This is a genomic window from Novosphingobium sp. LASN5T (assembly GCF_003856955.1).
In the GTDB taxonomy this organism is placed as follows: domain Bacteria; phylum Pseudomonadota; class Alphaproteobacteria; order Sphingomonadales; family Sphingomonadaceae; genus Novosphingobium.
In genome coordinates, this window is record NZ_RQSI01000009.1 from 56,825 (window position 1) to 74,108 (window position 17,284).

The 17,284-nt window shown below is 64.8% G+C and carries 17 protein-coding genes; 6 read left to right on the top strand and 11 right to left on the bottom strand.

The annotated features are described in order from the left end of the window. Positions 1-3: 3 nt before the first annotated feature. Entirely contained in the window at positions 4-1,542 is a 1,539-nt protein-coding gene (locus tag EH199_RS08320; protein ID WP_124808790.1) for an acetyl-CoA acetyltransferase, read from the bottom strand. Between the two features lie 171 nt (positions 1,543-1,713). On the opposite strand from EH199_RS08320, the gene EH199_RS08325 reads away from it, so the two are divergent. Together EH199_RS08325 and EH199_RS08330 are read left to right on the top strand one after the other, a co-directional pair. Continuing rightward, positions 1,714-2,664 carry a rhodanese-related sulfurtransferase gene (locus tag EH199_RS08325; protein WP_223806546.1) on the top strand — a complete coding sequence of 317 codons (951 nt, stop codon included), beginning with the start codon at positions 1,714-1,716 and terminating at the stop codon, positions 2,662-2,664. Further along, positions 2,661-3,725 carry an AI-2E family transporter gene (locus EH199_RS08330; protein ID WP_124808792.1) on the top strand — a complete coding sequence of 355 codons (1,065 nt, stop codon included), beginning with the start codon at positions 2,661-2,663 and terminating at the stop codon, positions 3,723-3,725. Before EH199_RS08325 ends, EH199_RS08330 begins: the two co-directional genes overlap by 4 nt. Positions 3,726-3,734: 9 nt before the next feature. Here EH199_RS08330 and EH199_RS08335 read toward each other — a convergent pair whose 3' ends face one another. Next, on the bottom strand, positions 3,735-4,490 hold the full coding sequence (locus EH199_RS08335; RefSeq protein WP_124808793.1) for a TSUP family transporter: 756 nt from the start codon (positions 4,488-4,490) through the stop codon (positions 3,735-3,737). Between the two features lie 92 nt (positions 4,491-4,582). On the opposite strand from EH199_RS08335, the gene tgt reads away from it, so the two are divergent. From tgt to EH199_RS08345, 3 genes are all read left to right on the top strand, one after another. Beyond that, positions 4,583-5,707, top strand: coding sequence for a tRNA guanosine(34) transglycosylase Tgt (gene tgt, locus EH199_RS08340; protein ID WP_124808794.1), 1,125 nt, complete (start codon positions 4,583-4,585; stop codon positions 5,705-5,707). Between the two features lie 87 nt (positions 5,708-5,794). Beyond that, positions 5,795-6,352, top strand: coding sequence for a hypothetical protein (locus EH199_RS24640; protein ID WP_223806547.1), 558 nt, complete (start codon positions 5,795-5,797; stop codon positions 6,350-6,352). 11 nt (positions 6,353-6,363) lie between these two features. Beyond that, positions 6,364-7,785 (top strand): S9 family peptidase, encoded by a 1,422-nt coding sequence (locus EH199_RS08345; protein ID WP_223806548.1) that lies wholly within the window; start codon positions 6,364-6,366, stop codon positions 7,783-7,785. A gap of 13 nt (positions 7,786-7,798) precedes the next feature. Here the strand turns inward: EH199_RS08345 and EH199_RS08350 are convergent, their stop codons facing one another. Together EH199_RS08350 and rpsD are read right to left on the bottom strand one after the other, a co-directional pair. Next, complete coding sequence (locus EH199_RS08350) at positions 7,799-7,990, bottom strand: hypothetical protein (protein WP_223806549.1); 192 nt, start codon at positions 7,988-7,990, stop codon at positions 7,799-7,801. 189 nt (positions 7,991-8,179) lie between these two features. Then, positions 8,180-8,791, bottom strand: coding sequence for a 30S ribosomal protein S4 (gene rpsD / locus EH199_RS08355; protein WP_124808796.1), 612 nt, complete (start codon positions 8,789-8,791; stop codon positions 8,180-8,182). 245 nt (positions 8,792-9,036) lie between these two features. On the opposite strand from rpsD, the gene EH199_RS08360 reads away from it, so the two are divergent. Next, entirely contained in the window at positions 9,037-9,357 is a 321-nt protein-coding gene (locus tag EH199_RS08360; RefSeq protein ID WP_124808797.1) for a chorismate mutase, read from the top strand. A gap of 18 nt (positions 9,358-9,375) precedes the next feature. On the opposite strand, the gene EH199_RS08365 is transcribed toward EH199_RS08360, so the two are convergent. From EH199_RS08365 to rpoD, 7 genes are all read right to left on the bottom strand, one after another. Then, positions 9,376-10,125: an RNA methyltransferase gene (locus tag EH199_RS08365; RefSeq protein ID WP_124808798.1), complete on the bottom strand. Its 750-nt coding sequence runs from the start codon at positions 10,123-10,125 to the stop codon at positions 9,376-9,378. Next, entirely contained in the window at positions 10,122-10,583 is a 462-nt protein-coding gene (gene nrdR / locus EH199_RS08370) for a transcriptional regulator NrdR (protein WP_124808799.1), read from the bottom strand. Before nrdR ends, EH199_RS08365 begins: the two co-directional genes overlap by 4 nt. A 3-nt stretch (positions 10,584-10,586) precedes the next feature. Then, on the bottom strand, positions 10,587-10,796 hold the full coding sequence (locus EH199_RS08375) for a hypothetical protein (RefSeq protein ID WP_124808800.1): 210 nt from the start codon (positions 10,794-10,796) through the stop codon (positions 10,587-10,589). A gap of 4 nt (positions 10,797-10,800) precedes the next feature. Continuing rightward, complete coding sequence (glyA, locus tag EH199_RS08380) at positions 10,801-12,114, bottom strand: serine hydroxymethyltransferase (protein ID WP_124808801.1); 1,314 nt, start codon at positions 12,112-12,114, stop codon at positions 10,801-10,803. 15 nt (positions 12,115-12,129) lie between these two features. Then, entirely contained in the window at positions 12,130-12,567 is a 438-nt protein-coding gene (gene rpiB / locus EH199_RS08385) for a ribose 5-phosphate isomerase B (RefSeq protein ID WP_124808802.1), read from the bottom strand. Between the two features lie 160 nt (positions 12,568-12,727). Further along, positions 12,728-15,052: a TonB-dependent receptor gene (locus EH199_RS08390; RefSeq protein WP_124808803.1), complete on the bottom strand. Its 2,325-nt coding sequence runs from the start codon at positions 15,050-15,052 to the stop codon at positions 12,728-12,730. 225 nt (positions 15,053-15,277) lie between these two features. Next, positions 15,278-17,281, bottom strand: a complete 2,004-nt coding sequence (gene rpoD / locus EH199_RS08395; protein WP_124808804.1) for an RNA polymerase sigma factor RpoD — start codon at positions 17,279-17,281, stop codon at positions 15,278-15,280. Positions 17,282-17,284: the final 3 nt, after the last annotated feature.

The following is a 17,284-nucleotide window of genomic DNA, read 5'->3' on the forward strand; positions in this document are numbered from 1 at the left end:
TGCCTATTCCGTGAAAACGAACGTGTTGGTCTTTTCGCCGGCGGTGAGGATGACCTTCGCCCCCAGCGGATCGGTTGCCACCATGCGCGAAAGCGTCGCTTCGTCGGCCGGGTTGGCGATGAAGCGGGCGCCGTCCGCCAAGGTGCCGATGGCGATTCCATGCGTGGGCACGCCCTTGGTGTGGACCACCGTGTAGGTTCCGATCGTGCCCGTTCCCTGCGCCTGCGCGGTGATCGCGGGTTTGGGCGCGTCATCGAGCTGTGCCTGGATGCCGTCCTTTTCGCAGCCGGGCCACGCGCGCGGTTCGCCCGAGAGCACCATGGCCCCGTATTTCGACTGGAAGCCGCCGTTCGCGCCCACGAAGCCGAAGCTCCCGGCTTCCCGCCGCAGCCGTTCGGCCACGCTGGCGATGGCGTGCATCGAATAGTTGTTTCCGGCACCGCCGAAATAGGGAAGGCCGCCCGTCACCGTCAGGCCGCGTGGATCGTCGCCCGTCAGGCCCAGTCCCTCGATCGCGGCGGTGAAGACCGGGATCGGGAAACAGCTGTAGAAATCGAAGGCGGCCATGTCGGCGGCGGTCTTGCCGGCGCTGGCGAAGGCCGAGGCGATGGCGGCATCGGCGGCCGGATAGCGGCTGAGGTCCGGCCGGTCGAGAATTTCGCGCTCCACCGCCAGCGCGGCGCCATGGACGAAGATCCAGCGGTCTTCCGGAATGCCTGCCGCGCGCGCCGCGCCGGCCGCCATCAGCAGCACCGCCGCCCCCTGGTTGACCTGATCGCGCGCCACCAGCTTCAAGGTATAGGGATCGGCGACGATACGGTTGCGTTCGCCGGGCGTGGCGATCTGTTCGGCCGTCATCGCTGCGGATGCGGAGCAACTCCACGGGTTGGCGGCGGCGACCTGCGTGAAAGGCGCGAACAGCCGCCCCATTTCCAGCGCATAGTCCTCCCGCGACAGGCCCAGCCGCGCGCGCCGCGCGTTTTCGAGCAGCGCATAGGCGATCGGCGCCCCGCGCGCGCCGTGGCGCGCGGCGAGGGCCGAGAGCATCCCTTCGTAGCCCGGACCCCGGTCGTCGATCTCGCCTTCGTCGTGTTCTGCCCAGTCGCGCGTTTCGCCCGATCCGCCGAGGTGGCGCGTGGTGGAAATCGCTTCCGCGCCGAAGGCGATGGCGGCGTCGGTTTCTCCGGCAAGAATGCGATCGCCCAGTTCCATCACCATCGACACCGGCGTGTCGCCGCCCACCTTGCCAAGGATCGCATGGTCTGGCGTGACGCCAAGACGGCGGGCGACGGCAAGCGGGAACTTGTCGGGCTTTCCGAACGGGGAGGGCGCTGCGCCCGAATCCTCGAACGTTCGCACCGCGCCCACCACACGCAATTGCGGACGCACCAGCGCCGCCGCGCTGCTGTCCGCCAGCGCGGCTTCGGCGGCGGCGGCGGCAAGATCGGCGGCGGACAGCGCGCGATAATCGTCCGCCTCGATCCGATCGACGACCTGACCCACGCCCACGATCACCGGGGTCCTGTCGGGTATGGTGCTCATGTCCTCTCCTTGTGCCATCCGGGCGATGGCTTTGCGGTACCGGACCGGAGCGAAGCGGCGCGGTCAAGAGGTGGTGAGTGGGGCCGGCCAAGTTTTCTGTTCCGGCCATGCCGCGCAGGCTATATGCGCCGCTGGAAACCCGCCGAACCGGCGGACGGACGGATCATTCCTGTGACCAACGCATCATCGCCCTGGCGTGTCGCCGCGCTCTACCAGTTCGCACCGTTCCCTGATCCGGAGGCGATCCGCGCGCCGCTTGCCCGGCTGTGCTGCGGTCTGGACGTGAAGGGCACGCTGCTGGTCGCGCGCGAGGGGATCAACGGCACGATCGCGGGAACGGAGCAGGCAATCGATGCCGTGCTGACGCACATACGCGGGCTGCCGGGGTGTGCGGCGCTGGACGTGAAATTCTCCGAAGCCTCGGACATGCCGTTCTACCGGATGAAGGTCCGCCTCAAGCGCGAGATCGTGACGATGGGGGAGCCGGACATCGATCCGCTGGCGAGCGTCGGCCATTATGTGTCGCCCGAAGACTGGAACGCGCTGATTTCCGACCCGGATACGATCGTGATCGATACCCGCAACGATTACGAGGTTGCCGTTGGCACGTTCGAACGGGCGATCGATCCACGCACGCAATCGTTCCGCGAATTTCCCGCGTGGTTCCGCGCCGAACGCGCGCGCCTGCTGGGCCAGGGCAAGCCCCCGAAAGTGGCGATGTTCTGCACCGGCGGCATCCGCTGCGAAAAATCGACCGCTTTCCTCAAGGCGGAAGGTGTGGACGAGGTCTATCACCTCAAGGGCGGCATCCTGAACTATCTGGAAACCGTGTCCGAGGCGGAAAGCCTGTGGCGCGGCGAATGCTTCGTGTTCGATGAACGGGTGACGGTGGGCCACGGCCTGGTTCAGGGCTCCTACGAACTGTGCCGCGCGTGCCGCCGCCCGATTGGCGCGGCGGACCGGGCTTCGCCGCTGTTCGAGGAGGGCGTCAGCTGCGCCGCGTGCCACGGCGAACGGACCGAGGCGCAGCGCGAAAGCTATCGCGAACGCCACCGGCAGGAACATCTGGCGGCGCGGCGCGGATACCGCCATGTCGGCGCGGTGATGGAGGAGCAGGCATGAACCGCCGGGGGATCGAGGCAAGGCGCGCGCGGCTGGTGCTGGTGGCGCTGCTGGTGGCGCTGGCGTTGTGGATCGTGCGCGAATTCCTGCCGGCGCTGGCCTGGGCGGTGATCATCGCGGTGGCGATCGATCCGCTCTATCTGCGTTTGCGCGGGCGCTGGAATGGCCGGATCGCGCGCGTGCTGCTGCCGGCGGCGATCACGCTGGCGGTGGCGCTGGTGGTGCTGGTGCCGCTGCTGTTCGCGATCGGGCAGGCGCTGGCAGAGGCGCGGCAGATCGGGCAGGGCTTCGAATGGGCGAGGACCAACGGCATCGCGCCGCCCGCCTGGCTGGACGGCACCGCGCCGTTTGTCCGGGCATGGTGGCAGGCCCATCTCGCCGATCCCCACGCGCCGGGCTTCGTGCTCAGCCGGATGCTGGATGTCGATGTGGTCATGCATGGCCGGCTGATCGGCAGCAACCTCATGCACCGCGCGGTGGTGTTCGCCTTCACGCTGATGACCCTGTTCTTCCTGTTGCGTGACCGGGACGCGATCGTCGGGCAGGGTCTTCGCGCCAGCGATCGCGTGTTCGGCCCGGCCGGGGAGCGGATCGGGCGGCAGGCGATCAATTCGGTAAGGGCGACGATCGACGGGCTGGTCCTTGTGGGGATCGGCGAAGGCGCGGTAATGACGATCGTCTATTCGCTGCTGGGAACGCCACATCCGATCATGCTCGGTATTCTGACGGCAGTGGCGGCCACGATTCCGTTCGGCGCGGCGGCGATGTTCGCCGTGGCCGCGGCCTTGCAGATCGCGATGGGATCGCCGGTCAACGCGGGCATCATCGTGGTCAGCGGGCTGATCGTGCTGGCGGTGGCGGACCACCTCGTCCGCCCCGCGATCATCGGCGGAGCCACCCGCCTGCCGTTCCTGTGGGTGCTGATCGGCATTCTGGGCGGCGCGGCCAAGTTCGGCATTCTCGGCCTGTTCGTGGGGCCGGCGACGATGGCGGTGCTGGTGATGCTGTGGCGGGATTTCGCCGACGGCGCCGGGCAGGGCGGCGAGGCGCCGTCCGAATAGCCGGCGCGCCTATCGCGCGAACCAGCCCCACACCAGCCGTGCCGTCAGCGCCAGGCTCACCGTGACCAGCAGCGGCCGGATCAGCCGCGCGCCCAGCCGCGTCGCCCAGTGCGAGCCCAGCCATGCCCCGGTCATCGCGCCCGCGCCCATGCACAGGCCCAGCAGCCATAGCACTTGCCCGCCGGACGCGAAGACCACGATGCTGGCGACGTTGCTGGTCAGGTTGAACAGCTTGGTCAGCCCCGTCGCCCGCGTCAGGCCAAGCCCGCGCAGGCCAACCAGCGTGGTCGTGTAGAACTGGCCCGCGCCGGGGCCGAAAAAGCCGTCGTAAAAGCCCACCCCGCCTGCCGCCGGCAGATAGCCGCGCTCGGAAAGCCGCGCCGTGCTGTCGTGATCGTCCATGCGCGGCGAAAACACGGTGTAGAGCGCGATCCCCATCAGCAGCAACGGCACCACCAGTCGCAGTACATCGGCATCGAACCGCTGGATCACCAGCGCTCCGGCCAGCGCGCCCGCGAAGATCGCCACCACCGCGGGAAGGTTGGGGCGTATCGCGAACAGCCCGGCGCGGCGATAGCGCAGCGTCGCCATCGCGGTGCCGCAGGCGGATTGCACCTTGTTGGTGCCCAGCACCACGTGCGGCGGCAGGCCGGTGTAGATCAGCGCCGGCATCATGATCAGCCCCCCGCCACCGGCGATGGCATCGACGAAGCCCGTCAGCACGGCAACGGCGGTCAGCGCGGGATAGAGCCACGGTTCGATCATTTGCGCGCCATGGCGTTTCGCCGTAAGGGCCGCAATCCTCTTTCCACGTCTTGCGCCGGGCATCGCCCGCATTTCAGGCCGACCGCTTCGTCATGACCCGTTTTTCGTTCTTGATCCACGCCACCAGCGGCAAGGCGCGCACCGGCGTCATCACCATGAAACGGGGCGAAATCCGCACGCCGGCCTTCATGCCCGTGGGCACCGCGGCAACCGTCAAGGCGATGAAGGTGGAAGACGTGCGCGCCACGGGTGCGGACATCATCCTGGGCAATACCTATCACCTCATGCTGCGCCCCGGCGCGGAGCGCGTGGCGCGGCTGGGGGGGCTGCACAAATTCATGGGCTGGGACCGCCCGATCCTGACCGACAGCGGCGGCTATCAGGTCATGAGCCTGTCGGACTTGCGCAAGATCACCGAGGAAGGCGTCACGTTCGCCAGCCATCTCGACGGATCGCGGCACATGCTCTCGCCCGAACGCTCGATGGAGATCCAGCGCCTGCTGGGGTCCGATATCGTCATGGCGTTCGACGAATGCCCGCGCGCCGATCAACCGCGCGAGGTGATCGCGCGTTCTATGGCGATGTCGATGCGCTGGGCCAGGCGTAGCCGAGAAGGCTTCGACAGCGGCGGCGAACATGCCGAAAATGCCGCGCTGTTCGGCATCCAGCAGGGCGCGCTCGACGAAGGCCTGCGCCGGGAAAGCGCCGACGCCTTGCGCGACATCGGCTTCGATGGCTACGCCATCGGCGGGCTGGCCGTGGGCGAGGGGCAGGAGGCGATGTTCGCCACGCTCGATTTCGCGCCCGACCAGTTGCCGCAGGATCGCCCGCGCTACCTGATGGGGGTGGGCAAGCCCGATGACCTCGTCGGCGCCGTCGAACGCGGCGTGGACATGTTCGATTGCGTGCTGCCGACGCGCTCGGGCCGCAACGGCCAGGCGTTCACCTGGAACGGCCCGCTCAACCTGCGCAACGCCCGCTTCGCCGAAGACACCGGCCCGCTGGACGAACGCTGCCCCTGCCCCGTCTGCGCGAAGTACAGCCGCGCCTATCTCCATCACCTGCACAAATCCGGCGAAATGCTGGGCGCGATGCTGGTGACGGAGCACAACCTCTCGTTCTACCAGCAGTTGATGGCGGGGATGCGGGCGGCTATCGCGGAAGGGACTTTTGCCACGTTCGCAGCGGACTTCCGGCGGAACTATCTTCGAAATTAAACATCCAATTTCGCAGTAAGAGCCTGAACCATTTGAAGTTTCAGTGGGTGTTTGCCATCCTGATCCCGTCAACATGGGGAGAGGGGCATGAATAGTCGACTGGCGGGATGGGCGCAGGCTGTGTTTGCCGCTTTAGTGCCTCTGTCCGCCCCTCATGCGCAGTCCCTGGAAGAACTGGCGGCAAGGTTCGGGGCCCGCGAAGGTGTCATGTCGATGTCGCTCGCGCCCGATGGCGCCCATGCGGCGATCATTACGCCCGGCCCTTCGGGCCAGTTGGTCATGGTCATAGATCTTATAGCAGGCGGTGCGCCGAAGCCGATTTTGCGCAGCAGTCAAGCAAGCGAGCAGTTCAGCAGGTGCTTGTGGCCAACTGCAAGCAGGCTGGTCTGTTACGTTTCCATCACCACGAAGCTCACAGACGCGCTTGCACGATACTCCCGCACCATCGCAGTCGATAGTGACGGCAGCAATTTGAAGGTGGTGACCGAGCGGACAAGCAGCCGTGCTCTTGGTATAACCTGGAATGGCGGATCGATCATCGATTGGACCGGAGACAAACCGGGCTGGGTGATGATGACGCGCCAGTTCGTGCCGGAAACCGATATAGGCACTCGTATTGCCCAGCGGTTGAGGGCCTTGGCGTAGAATCCGTGGACGTGAATTCGCTGGTGCGGCGGATTGTCGAAGTGCCAAAGTCTGGCTCCGTCGAATATATTACCGACGGGATCGGGCATGTGCGCATCTTGGGGACTGAGGTCAGTGCTTCTGGCCCTTACTCCTCCGGGACTATCGATTATTCCTACCGCAAGGCCGGCGATAGGACATGGTATCCTTTGGGGCGGGTCGATCAGGGGGATGCGGGTCTGGGCAAGGGGTTCAATCCCCTGACTGTCGATCCGGTTCAGGATGTGGTCTATGGTTTTGACGCCGGCCCTTCCGGACGTCAGGCGCTGTATCGCATCAAGCTCGATGGAAGCGGCAAGAAGGAGCTAGTGCTCGGTCGCGATGACGTGGATGTGGACGAACTGATTGTGATCGGTCGTCAACGGCGCGTTGTGGGGGTGGGTTACGCAACGGACAAGCGGCGGGCTGAGTATTTCGATCCGGCCCTGAAAACGCTGGCGGCGGCTTTGGGCAAAGCGCTGCCAGGCAAGCCGCAGGTCGATTTCGTGAGTGCCAGCGAAGACGAAAGCAAGCTGCTTCTGTTTGCCGGCAGCGATGTTGATCCGGGGCAGTACTATTTGTTCGACAAGGGTACGCACAAGCTGGAGTCATTGCTTCCGGCTCGCGGCCAGCTTGAAGGCATGAAGCTGGCGGAAATGAAGCCAGTCACTTTTCCGGCATCGGACGGAACGATGATCCCGGGGTACTTGACGATACCTCCGGGCAGTGACGGCAGAAATCTTCCGGCCATCGTCATGCCGCATGGCGGCCCCAGTTCGCGAGACGAATGGGGATTTGACTGGCTGGTGCAGTTTTTCGCCGTGCGCGGATTTGCAGTGCTGCAACCCAATTACAGGGGGTCCAGCGGCTATGGTGCAGACTGGTACCAGAAAAACGGATTCCAGTCCTGGCGCACCGCGATCGGTGACATAGACGATGCGGGCAAGTGGCTGGTCAGCCAGGGGGTGGCGGCGCCGGGTAAACTGGCGATTGTGGGATGGTCTTATGGAGGATACGCGGCGCTTCAGTCCGGCGTTGCCGAACCGGGGCTGTACAAGGCGATTGTCGCCATAGCGCCGGTGACGGATCTTGAGCGGCTGCGGCGGGATCACGTCGATTATACGGACTACAAGATCGTGGACAGGTTCATTGGCCATGGCGAGCATGTGGCTTCTGGTTCCCCAGCGCAGAATGCCGCAACCATTTCCGCCCCTGTTCTGCTGTTTCACGGATCGTGGGATATCAACGTCAATGTCGGCCATTCCCGACTAATGGCCGATAAGCTTCGAGATGCCGGGAAGACTGTCGAATATATCGAGTTTCCGGATCTTGATCACCAGCTGGACGATGCCGCGGCGCGCACGAAAATATTGTCCATGAGCGACGCCTTCATCCGCAAGATGCTTAACCGCTAGTCGCCCGGCCTCGTCACGCCGCGATGTCGGCCGTTTCATCCGGCGTGTCGAACGGACGCGTTTCGAGACGGGTGCCGGGGTACTGGTAGAATTCGCCGCTGCGATCCTCGAAAAATCCGGCACCGATCGCGCAGGCCTGTTGCTGCGCGGTCAGCAGGTCGGGGTACCATTTTCCGCATCGGTGCGGGGTGACGAAACGAAACATCGGCATGCCCGGCCAATGGCCGAAGCGCGTTTCAGTTCCGTGATCGAGATCAATCCGGCGCGATCTTGCGACCGGCCGATCTTGCGGGGCGACGAATAGCGCTGATGAAATGTAACGATATGATTTAGAAACAAAAAAGGCGGGGTTGAGCCCCGCCTTTCGTGCTTTTTCGTGCCGAAGCCGGACCGATCAGCGCGAGTAGAACTCGACGACCAGGTTCGGTTCCATCTTCACCGGATAGGGCACTTCATCAAGCGTCGGAACGCGGGTGAAGGTCACCTTGTCGCCTTCGGCAGCGACGTAGTCGGGCACTTCGCGTTCGGGCAGCGCCTGCGCTTCGGCGATCAGCGCCATTTCCTTGGCCTTCTTGCCAAGGCTGACGACGTCACCGGGGCGCACGCGGCGCGAGGCGATGTTGCACTTCACGCCGTTGACGTAGATGTGGCCGTGCGAAACGACCTGGCGGGCCGAGAAGATCGTCGGCGCGAACTTGGCGCGATACACGACCATGTCGAGGCGCTGTTCGAGCAGGCCGATCAGGTTCTGACCGGTATCGCCCTTCATCTTGGCGGCTTCCTGGTAGGTGCGCTTGAACTGCTTCTCGGTCACGTCGCCGTAGTAGCCCTTGAGCTTCTGCTTGGCGCGGAGCTGGATGCCGAAGTCCGACACCTTGCTCTTGCGGCGCTGGCCGTGCTGTCCGGGGCCATAGCTGCGGCGGTTGACCGAGCTCTTGGGACGGCCCCAGATGTTCTCGCCAAGACGGCGATCAATTTTGTACTTCGATGCCTTGCGCTTCGACATGGCGCAGGTGCCTCCAACTTGCTTGCGCGGATGACCATCACCCGTGCTTCAGACCCGGTACGCACCATTCCGTCAGTTACGGAACGCGGCCACCGCTTCACCGGGGTGCGGGGCCAATCGGACTGGACCGCCGGAAGCGAGCTTCAGCGGAGTCCATGTGAACGGGCGCTAAGAACAGGGCTTTAGTGGTTTGTCAAGGGCAGGTGCCATAGACAGAACCGGAATTTTGGGTTCAATTGGAATAGATGAGCGAGGGGCCGCCCAATCCTGAGGACTTTGTGACGCTGGACGACGTGTTCAGCGGCATTGATCTTGTCGATCGCCAACTCATCGACCTTCTGTCCCGGCGCTTTGCCCTGGTGCGCGCCGCGGCGAAACTCAACGACGGGCGTTTCAATCTGGATGACGAAGAACGGCGCAGGGCGGTCCTTTCGGCGATTCGCCGCCGCGCGTTCGAGCAGGGCGTGCCGGTGGGGCTGGTCGGCGATTTCTGGGATCGGCTGTTTGACGCTTCGGTCGCGTTCGAGCGCCAGGCGCGCGAACGGTTGCGCGCCGGCAACGAATAGATCCGGGTCCGATACCGCTCAGTCCTTTGGCTCCGGCGTGCGCCGCAGCGCTGAAAGCACGCCGCGCAGGGTGCGGATCTCGAGATGGTTCCAGCCGGGCTTGGTCAGCATGGTGCGCAGCGTGCGCCGCGTGGCCGCCGCCCGGCTCGGCGGCTCGAAATAGCCGCGCGGCTCCAGCATCTCGGTCAGTTGCGCGAACATGCCCTCGAATTCGTCCTGCGGGGCGGGTGGGAGCAGTTCCTCGACCGTCGGCTGGATCAGCGCCGCATCGCTCGCCTGGACATGCCTGGACCATTCGTAGGCGCACAGGATCACAGCCTGGGCCAGATTGAGCGAGCCGAACTCCGGGTTGATCGGTACGGTCAGGATCGCGCGGGCCAGCGCTACGTCGTCGGTTTCCAGCCCGGAGCGCTCCGGCCCGAACACGATGGCACTGCGGCCCGGCGCGGTCGTGATCGCGCGGGCGGCTTGCTCCGGCGTCACCACGGGCTTGGTCACGCCGCGCTTGCGCACCGTGGTGGCATAGACGTGGGCACAGTCGGCCACGGCGTCGGCCAGCGTCTCGAACACCCGCGCCTGTTCCAGCACGATATCCGCGCCCGAGGCCGCCGGGCCGGCCGACGGATTGGGCCAGCCATCGCGCGGCGAGACCAGCCGCATCTCGGTCAGCCCGAAATTGAGCATGGCGCGCGCTGCCTTGCCGATATTCTCGCCAAGCTGCGGACGGACCAGAACGATGACCGGGGGAAGGGCGGCGGGCTGCGTCAATGCGCGCCCACTTCGCGCACGGTGCTGGCGAATTCCTCGAAATCGCGGGCCTCGGTGAAGTCGCGATAGACGCTGGCGAAGCGGATGTAGGAGACGCTGTCGATCTGGCGCAGCCCGTCCATCACCATTTCCCCGATCGCCTTGGAGGGCACTTCGGTGTCGCCCATCGTCTCGATCTGGCGCTGGATGCTCGAAACCAGTCGATCGAGCCGTTCCTGCGGCACGCCCCGCTTGCGGCAGGCGAGGGAAACGGACTGCTCGATCTTGGCGCGGTCGAACGGTTCGCGCCGATCGCCCGATTTTACCACCATGATCTCGCGCAACTGCACGCGCTCGAACGTGGTGAAGCGGGCGCCGCAGCTTTCGCACTGGCGCCGCCGGCGGATCGAGGTGTTGTCCTCGCTCGGCCGGCTGTCCTTCACCTGGCTGTTGTCATGCGCGCAGAACGGGCAACGCATCGGTCAGCGCTTGATCCGTTGCCAGAACGCAATGCCCGCGCCGATGGCGAGGCCGGCGGGCAGGGTGATCACCGGCAGCAGCGCGCCCGCGACGGCGCCGATCCCGGCGCCGATCAGCACAGGCTTGGTCGAAGGATGGCCCATCCCCTGTTTCGCCATGGCGGTGATCTCGCCCCGGGCTCGGCCGACGAGATCTTCGTCGCGGTTGCTCATGGCCTTACAACTCCGGATAGATCGGGAAGCGATCGCACAACTCGGCCACGCGATCGCGCACGCGCTGTTCGATCTGCCCGTCGCCTTCATCGCCGTTGCGCGCCATGCCATCGACCACTTCGGCAATGAGCTGCCCGATTGTGCGGAATTCGGCCACGCCGAAGCCGCGCGTGGTGCCGGCGGGCGTGCCAAGGCGGATGCCCGAGGTGACGAAGGGCGAGCGCTTGTCAAACGGGATGCCGTTCTTGTTGCAGGTCAGCCAGGCGCGATCGAGGCCCTTTTCCGCCGCCTTGCCGGTCACGTCCTTCGCTGTCAGATCGACGAGCATAAGGTGGTTGTCGGTGCCGCCCGAAACGATGGCGAGGCCCTGTTCCTGCAACGACGAGGCAAGCGCGCGCGCGTTCGCCACGATCTGGGAGGCATAGGCCCGGAATTCGGGGCGCAGCGCCTCGCCGAAGGCAACCGCCTTGGCCGCGATCACATGGACGAGCGGGCCGCCCTGCATGCCAGGGAACACCGCCATGTTGATCTTCTTGGCGATGTCCTCGTCATTGGTGAGCACCACGCCCGAACGCGGGCCGCGCAGCGACTTGTGCGTGGTGGTGGTGACGACGTGCGCGTGCGGGAAGGGCGAGGGATGCGCGCCGCCGGCAACAAGGCCGGAGAAGTGCGACATGTCGACCAGCAGCCACGCGCCCACTTCATCGGCGATCTCGCGGAAGCGCGGGAAATCCCACACGCGCGAATAGGCGGTGCCGCCCGCGATGATCAGCTTCGGCTTGTGTTCGCGGGCAAGGCGGGCAACCTCGTCCATGTCGATCAGGTGATCGTCCTCGCGCACGCCATAGGGGATCGGCTTGAACCACTTGCCGCTCATGTTGACGGGCGATCCGTGGGTCAGGTGGCCGCCCGAATTGAGGTCCAGTCCCATGAAGCTGTCACCCGGTTCCAGCAGGGCGAGGAACACGGCCTGGTTCATCTGGCTGCCCGAATTCGGCTGCACGTTGGCGAACTGGCAGCCGAACAACTTCTTCGCGCGTTCGATGGCCAGTGTTTCGACCACGTCGGCATATTCGCAGCCGCCATAATAGCGCTTGCCCGGATAGCCTTCGGCGTACTTGTTGGTGAACACCGAACCCGTGGCTTCGAGCACCGCAAGCGAGGTGATGTTCTCGCTGGCGATCAGTTCGATCTTGGTCTGCTGGCGCTTCAGTTCGCCCCGGATCGCGGCGTAGACTTCGGCATCGGCGCTCTCAAGGTGTTCGGTGAAGAAACCCGAGGAGCGGATTTCCGAAGTCGCGGTGGCGGCATTGGTCATCTGGTCGTCTCCTCTTCAGACCTGGGGATGGGAAAGCTTGTCGACGCGGCCGGCATGGCGGCCGCCGCCGAATTCGGTGGACAGGAACGCATCGAGGCAGGCCTTGGCCATGTCGACGCCGGTCAGGCGCGCGCCCATGGCGATGCAGTTGGCATCGTTGTGTTCGCGTGCCAGCGCGGCGGACAGCGGTTCGGAAACCAGCGCGCAGCGGCAGGCGGGATTGCGGTTCACCGCGATCGAGATGCCGATGCCCGAACCGCACAGCGCCACGCCGAATGCGGCGGTGCCATCGGCGACCACCGAGGCCAGCTTGTAGCCATAGTCGGGGTAATCGACGCGATCGGCCGTTTCCGGGCCAAGATCGGCGACTTCGTGGCCCAGACCGATCAGATATTCGCGCAGTTCCGCCTTGAGGTCGAACGCGGCGTGATCGGAAGCAATGGCTATGCGCATGGGATTTTGCGTTTCCGGCTGTCCTTGGAGGGGATTCTGCGCCCCCTTAGGCGCATTGCGCCAACGATGCCAGATCAAACGCCGTGCAATGCCCTATTGTCCGTATTTGCGGGGCGCCCTAGGGGCGCCCCGCCTTGCATTGCATCGTATCAGGAGCGGATCAGTTGAACGACCCGCTCAACGTCACGCCGAACACGCGCGGATCGTTGTAGATGCCGGCACGGTAGTTCGAGGTGTCGATAACGCCGACAAGGTTGCGCTTGTCGGTGAGGTTGCGGGCGAAGAAGGCCAACTCATAGCGCTCGAAAGCCAGACCCGCCTTGAGGCCGAGTTCGAAGTTGCCGTTCGAGGTGTACTCCACCGTCTTGTAGGGCACGTACATCGTATAGCCCTGCAGGTTGAAGTCCGCGCCCACGAACGCGCGGAGCTTCTCGTTCAGCGGCAGGTCGTAGCGGCCGCTTACGTTGAGGTTGAAGTCAGGCGCGTTGGGCAGCGGGTTGCCGTTGATCTGGGCGAAGTAGTTGTTGCCCACGCGAACGGTCGGGTTGAGTACCGTTTCCGAAAGCACGCCGCCGGCCGCGCCCGCCTGCGCATAGACCGACTTGTCCTTGATCTCGGTGTGCAGCAGGCTGAAGCCGATGTTGAACTTCAGGTTGCGGGCCGGCCGCAGCCCCAGTTCCGCTTCCATGCCATAGCCGACAGCCTTGTCGGCATTGAACAGCACGCCGTTGCCGTTGCTGTCGTTGCCGTTCAACTGGATGTCCGAGACCGTGTAGTAGAAGCCGGTCAGATTGAACGTCAGGGCGTTATCGAGCCAAGCGCTTTTCACGCCCGCTTCCCAGGACGTGTTCTTTTCCGATTGCGCCGTGGAGAAGGGCGAGTTGAACACGGCAGAACGGCCCTGAATGGTCGGACCACGGAAGCCGCGCGCGACGCGGGCGAACAGGCTGAGATCCGGCGTGGCGCGATAAAGCAGGCTCAGGTCGAAGCTGGGCTGCGTGTCGGAAAGGCGCACCTTGCGCGCCGCGGTTGCCGGGAACGTCACCACGCCAGCCACGGTATCGGCGGTCTTCAGCAGTTCGGTGGTCTTGGTGTCGTTCGTCACGCGCACGCCGCCGGTCACGCGCAGCTTCTCGGTCAGGTCGTAGCTAGCCTGGCCGAACAGGCCCCAGCTGGTGTTGACGTTGTGCAGAAGAACCCAGTTGTTCGGGTTGGGCGTGGTGCCCAGCGCATTGCTGGTCAGGAAGTACGCGCGCTGATCGAACTCGGTCATGTCGCGCGAATCGAAGTAGATGCCCCCGATCTGCCACTTGAACCGGCCGCTATCCGGGCTGGCGAGGCGCAGTTCCTGCGACCACTGGTCCAGCCCGCGCAGCACCCCGCGCGACTGGCCGCAACCGGCCGCGCAATAGTTCGGGGCGGTGCCGCCGAAATCGGCCGCGGCGCCGCCGTCGGTGTCGCCACGGCTATAGCCATGGGCGTTTTCATAGGCGGTGATCGACGTCAGCGTGATGCCGCCGAAATCGTAGATCGCCTTCAGCGATGCGCCCTTGGTCTTGTAGGCCTGCGGGTTGTTCTGCGCTTCGTCATAGGAAACCTTCGTCAGGTCCAGCGTATCCGGCACGGCGCGCACGCCCTGCTTGATGGAGCCGCGATAGAAGATCGACGCGGTGCCATCGTAGTCGCGATAGTGACCGGACAGGCGCAGGGTCAGCGCGTCCGAAGGCTTTGCCTCGATCTGCAGGCGCACGTCGCGCTCGTTGAAGCCGCCCATCACATTCTTGCCGGGGACGGTGCCATCGTCGCTGGGGCCGGTGTAGGTGTTGCTGATCCAGTTGTCGCGATGCTGGTAAAGGCCGGACAGGCGGAAGCTCAGCGTGCCGCTGCTGTTGAGCGGGCCACCGACGCCGGCATCGATGTTGACGCTGTTGCGGCTGCCCCAGCTTGCGGACCCCTGGCCGCGCCAGGTAGCGGACGGCTGCACCGTATCGAACTTGACGATGCCGGCGGTGGTGTTGCGGCCGAACAGCGATCCTTGCGGACCGCGCAGCACTTCCACCTGATCGATGTCGAAGGCCGGCGTGGACTTGAGCACGACATGCTCGGCCACCACGTCGTCCTGGATGATCGACACCGGCTGCGACGCGCCCAGATAGAAGTCGATGTTGCCAAGGCCACGGATGTAGAACCGCGGAAAGATGCGGCCCGTGGTCGATTCAACGTTGAGGCTGGGGACGCGGCCCGCCAGCGAAAGCAGGGTGTCGGCACCGCCGGCCTGGATGTCGTGCAATGTTTCGGGCTTCATGACGGCAACGGAGACCGGCACGCTCAGGATGTTTTCCTGGCGGCGTTGTGCCGTGACGACGATCGTGTCGGACGATTCCGCCGCTTCGGCGTCAGCCGCCTGGGCCTGTGCCATGGCGGGAGCCACGGGCAGCAGGGCGGTTCCCGCGAGAAGCGCGGAGGCTAAAGATGCGATACGCATTGATTGATTCCCTCATGAGGTGGGATGACGGTCCCTTGCCGACGGCTGCTGCGGTTAAACCCGTCATATTTCAACCTCGTTTCGGCGGGGCCGGTATCGCCTGAAACGAATCGGGCCGGGGTGTCGCATGGGGGCAACAACCCCCGAGAGCCCCATCCCCCAAAATGCGAAAGGGCGCCCCGACGGATCGGGACGCCCTTTTCGGCTTTGCCGGGATGCCGGCCGTTACTGATCCAGGAACGAGCGCATCTTCCTCGAACGGCTCGGGTGCTTCAGCTTCCTCAGCGCCTTTGCCTCGATCTGGCGGATGCGTTCGCGCGTCACCGAGAACTGCTGGCCCACTTCCTCCAGCGTGTGATCGGTGTTCATGCCGATGCCGAAGCGCATGCGCAGCACGCGCTCCTCGCGCGGGGTCAGACTGGCCAGCACGCGGGTAACGGTTTCCTTGAGGTTGGACTGGATTGCGGCGTCCACCGGGATGATCGCGTTCTTGTCCTCGATGAAATCGCCCAGGTGGCTGTCTTCCTCGTCGCCGATCGGCGTTTCGAGGGAGATCGGCTCCTTGGCGATCTTCATCACCTTGCGCACCTTCTCCAGCGGCATGGAGAGGCGTTCGGCCATTTCCTCGGGCGTGGGCTCGCGGCCCTGCTCGTGCAGGAACTGGCGGCTGGTGCGCACCAGCTTGTTGATCGTCTCGATCATGTGGACCGGGATACGGATGGTGCGCGCCTGATCCGCGATCGAGCGCGTGATCGCCTGCCGGATCCACCAGGTCGCGTAAGTCGAGAACTTGTAGCCGCGCCGGTATTCGAACTTGTCTACCGCCTTCATCAGGCCGATGTTCCCTTCCTGGATCAGGTCCAGGAACTGCAGCCCGCGGTTGGTGTACTTCTTGGCGATCGAGATCACGAGGCGGAGGTTGGCCTCCACCATTTCCTTCTTGGCGATGCGCGCTTCGCGTTCGCCCTTCTGGACCATGTTCACGATACGGCGGAATTCGCCCAGCGACATGCCGGTGGCGGCCGCGATGTCGGCGATCTCGGCGCGGATGCGCTCCACCGCCGAACCTTCGTTGGCGGCAAACGCGGCCCACTTCTTGTCGCGGCCGGCCAGCGATTGCAGCCAGCCGTCGTCGAGTTCGCGGCCGACGTAGTTATCGAGGAAATCCTTGCGCGAAACCTTGTGGCGTTCGGCCAGGCGCAGCATTTGCCCGCCCAGTGCCGTCAGGCGGCGGTTGAACGCATAGAGGTTGTCGACCAGGTATTCGATCTTGCTGGCGTGGAACTGCACGCTTTCGACCTGCGCGGTCAGATCCTCGCGCAGCTTCTGGTACTGCGATTCCTTCGCCGCCGGAAAATCGTTGCCGATCGCCAGCACGTCGAGCCGTTCGGCCTGGATCTTCTCGAAGCGGCGGAACAGGTCGGTGATCTCGGCGAAGCGCTCAAGCGCGGCCGGCTTCAGCTGCGCTTCCATCTGGGCGAGGCTGAGGGTGTTGTCCTCTTCCTCTTCCTCCACCGGACGCGCGCGGCGTTCGCGCAGTTCGTCGTCCTCGTCGCCGTCGGCCGGTTCTTCTTCCTCGACTTCGTCCTCGTCCTTGAACGAGGGGCCGGCCGTGGCTTCGCTGATTTCGCCGTCGGCTTCCTCGCCGTCCTCGGAGAGGTTTTCGGGCTGCGGTTCCTTGGACAGCATCGCGTCGAGATCGAGAATCTCGCGCAGCTGCATTTCGCCCGCGTTCAGCGCTTCGGACCACTGGATGATCGCGTGGAAGGTGATCGGGCTTTCGCACAGGCCCATGATCATGGTGTCGCGGCCGGCTTCGATGCGCTTGGCGATGGCGATTTCGCCTTCGCGGCTGAGCAGTTCCACCGCGCCCATTTCGCGCAGGTACATGCGCACCGGATCGTCGGTACGCTCGACGGTTTCCTTGCGCTTGATGATGTCGGGCCGGTCCTCGACCGGATCGACGTCTTCCACGTCTTCCTGCTGGTTGTCTTCCGGATCGACCGCGTCCTCGTCGCTTTCGACGATATTGACGCCCATTTCAGAAATCGCGGCCATGATGTCCTCGATCTGCTCGGAAGACATCTGGTCCTGAGGCAGCGCCTCGTTCAGCTCGTCGTAAGTGATGATGCCACGGCGCTTGGCGCGCGCGATGAGCTTCTTGATGGAAGCGTCATTCAGGTCGATCAGCGGCGCATCGCCGCTATCGGTCTTGTCGTTGGATGCCATTGA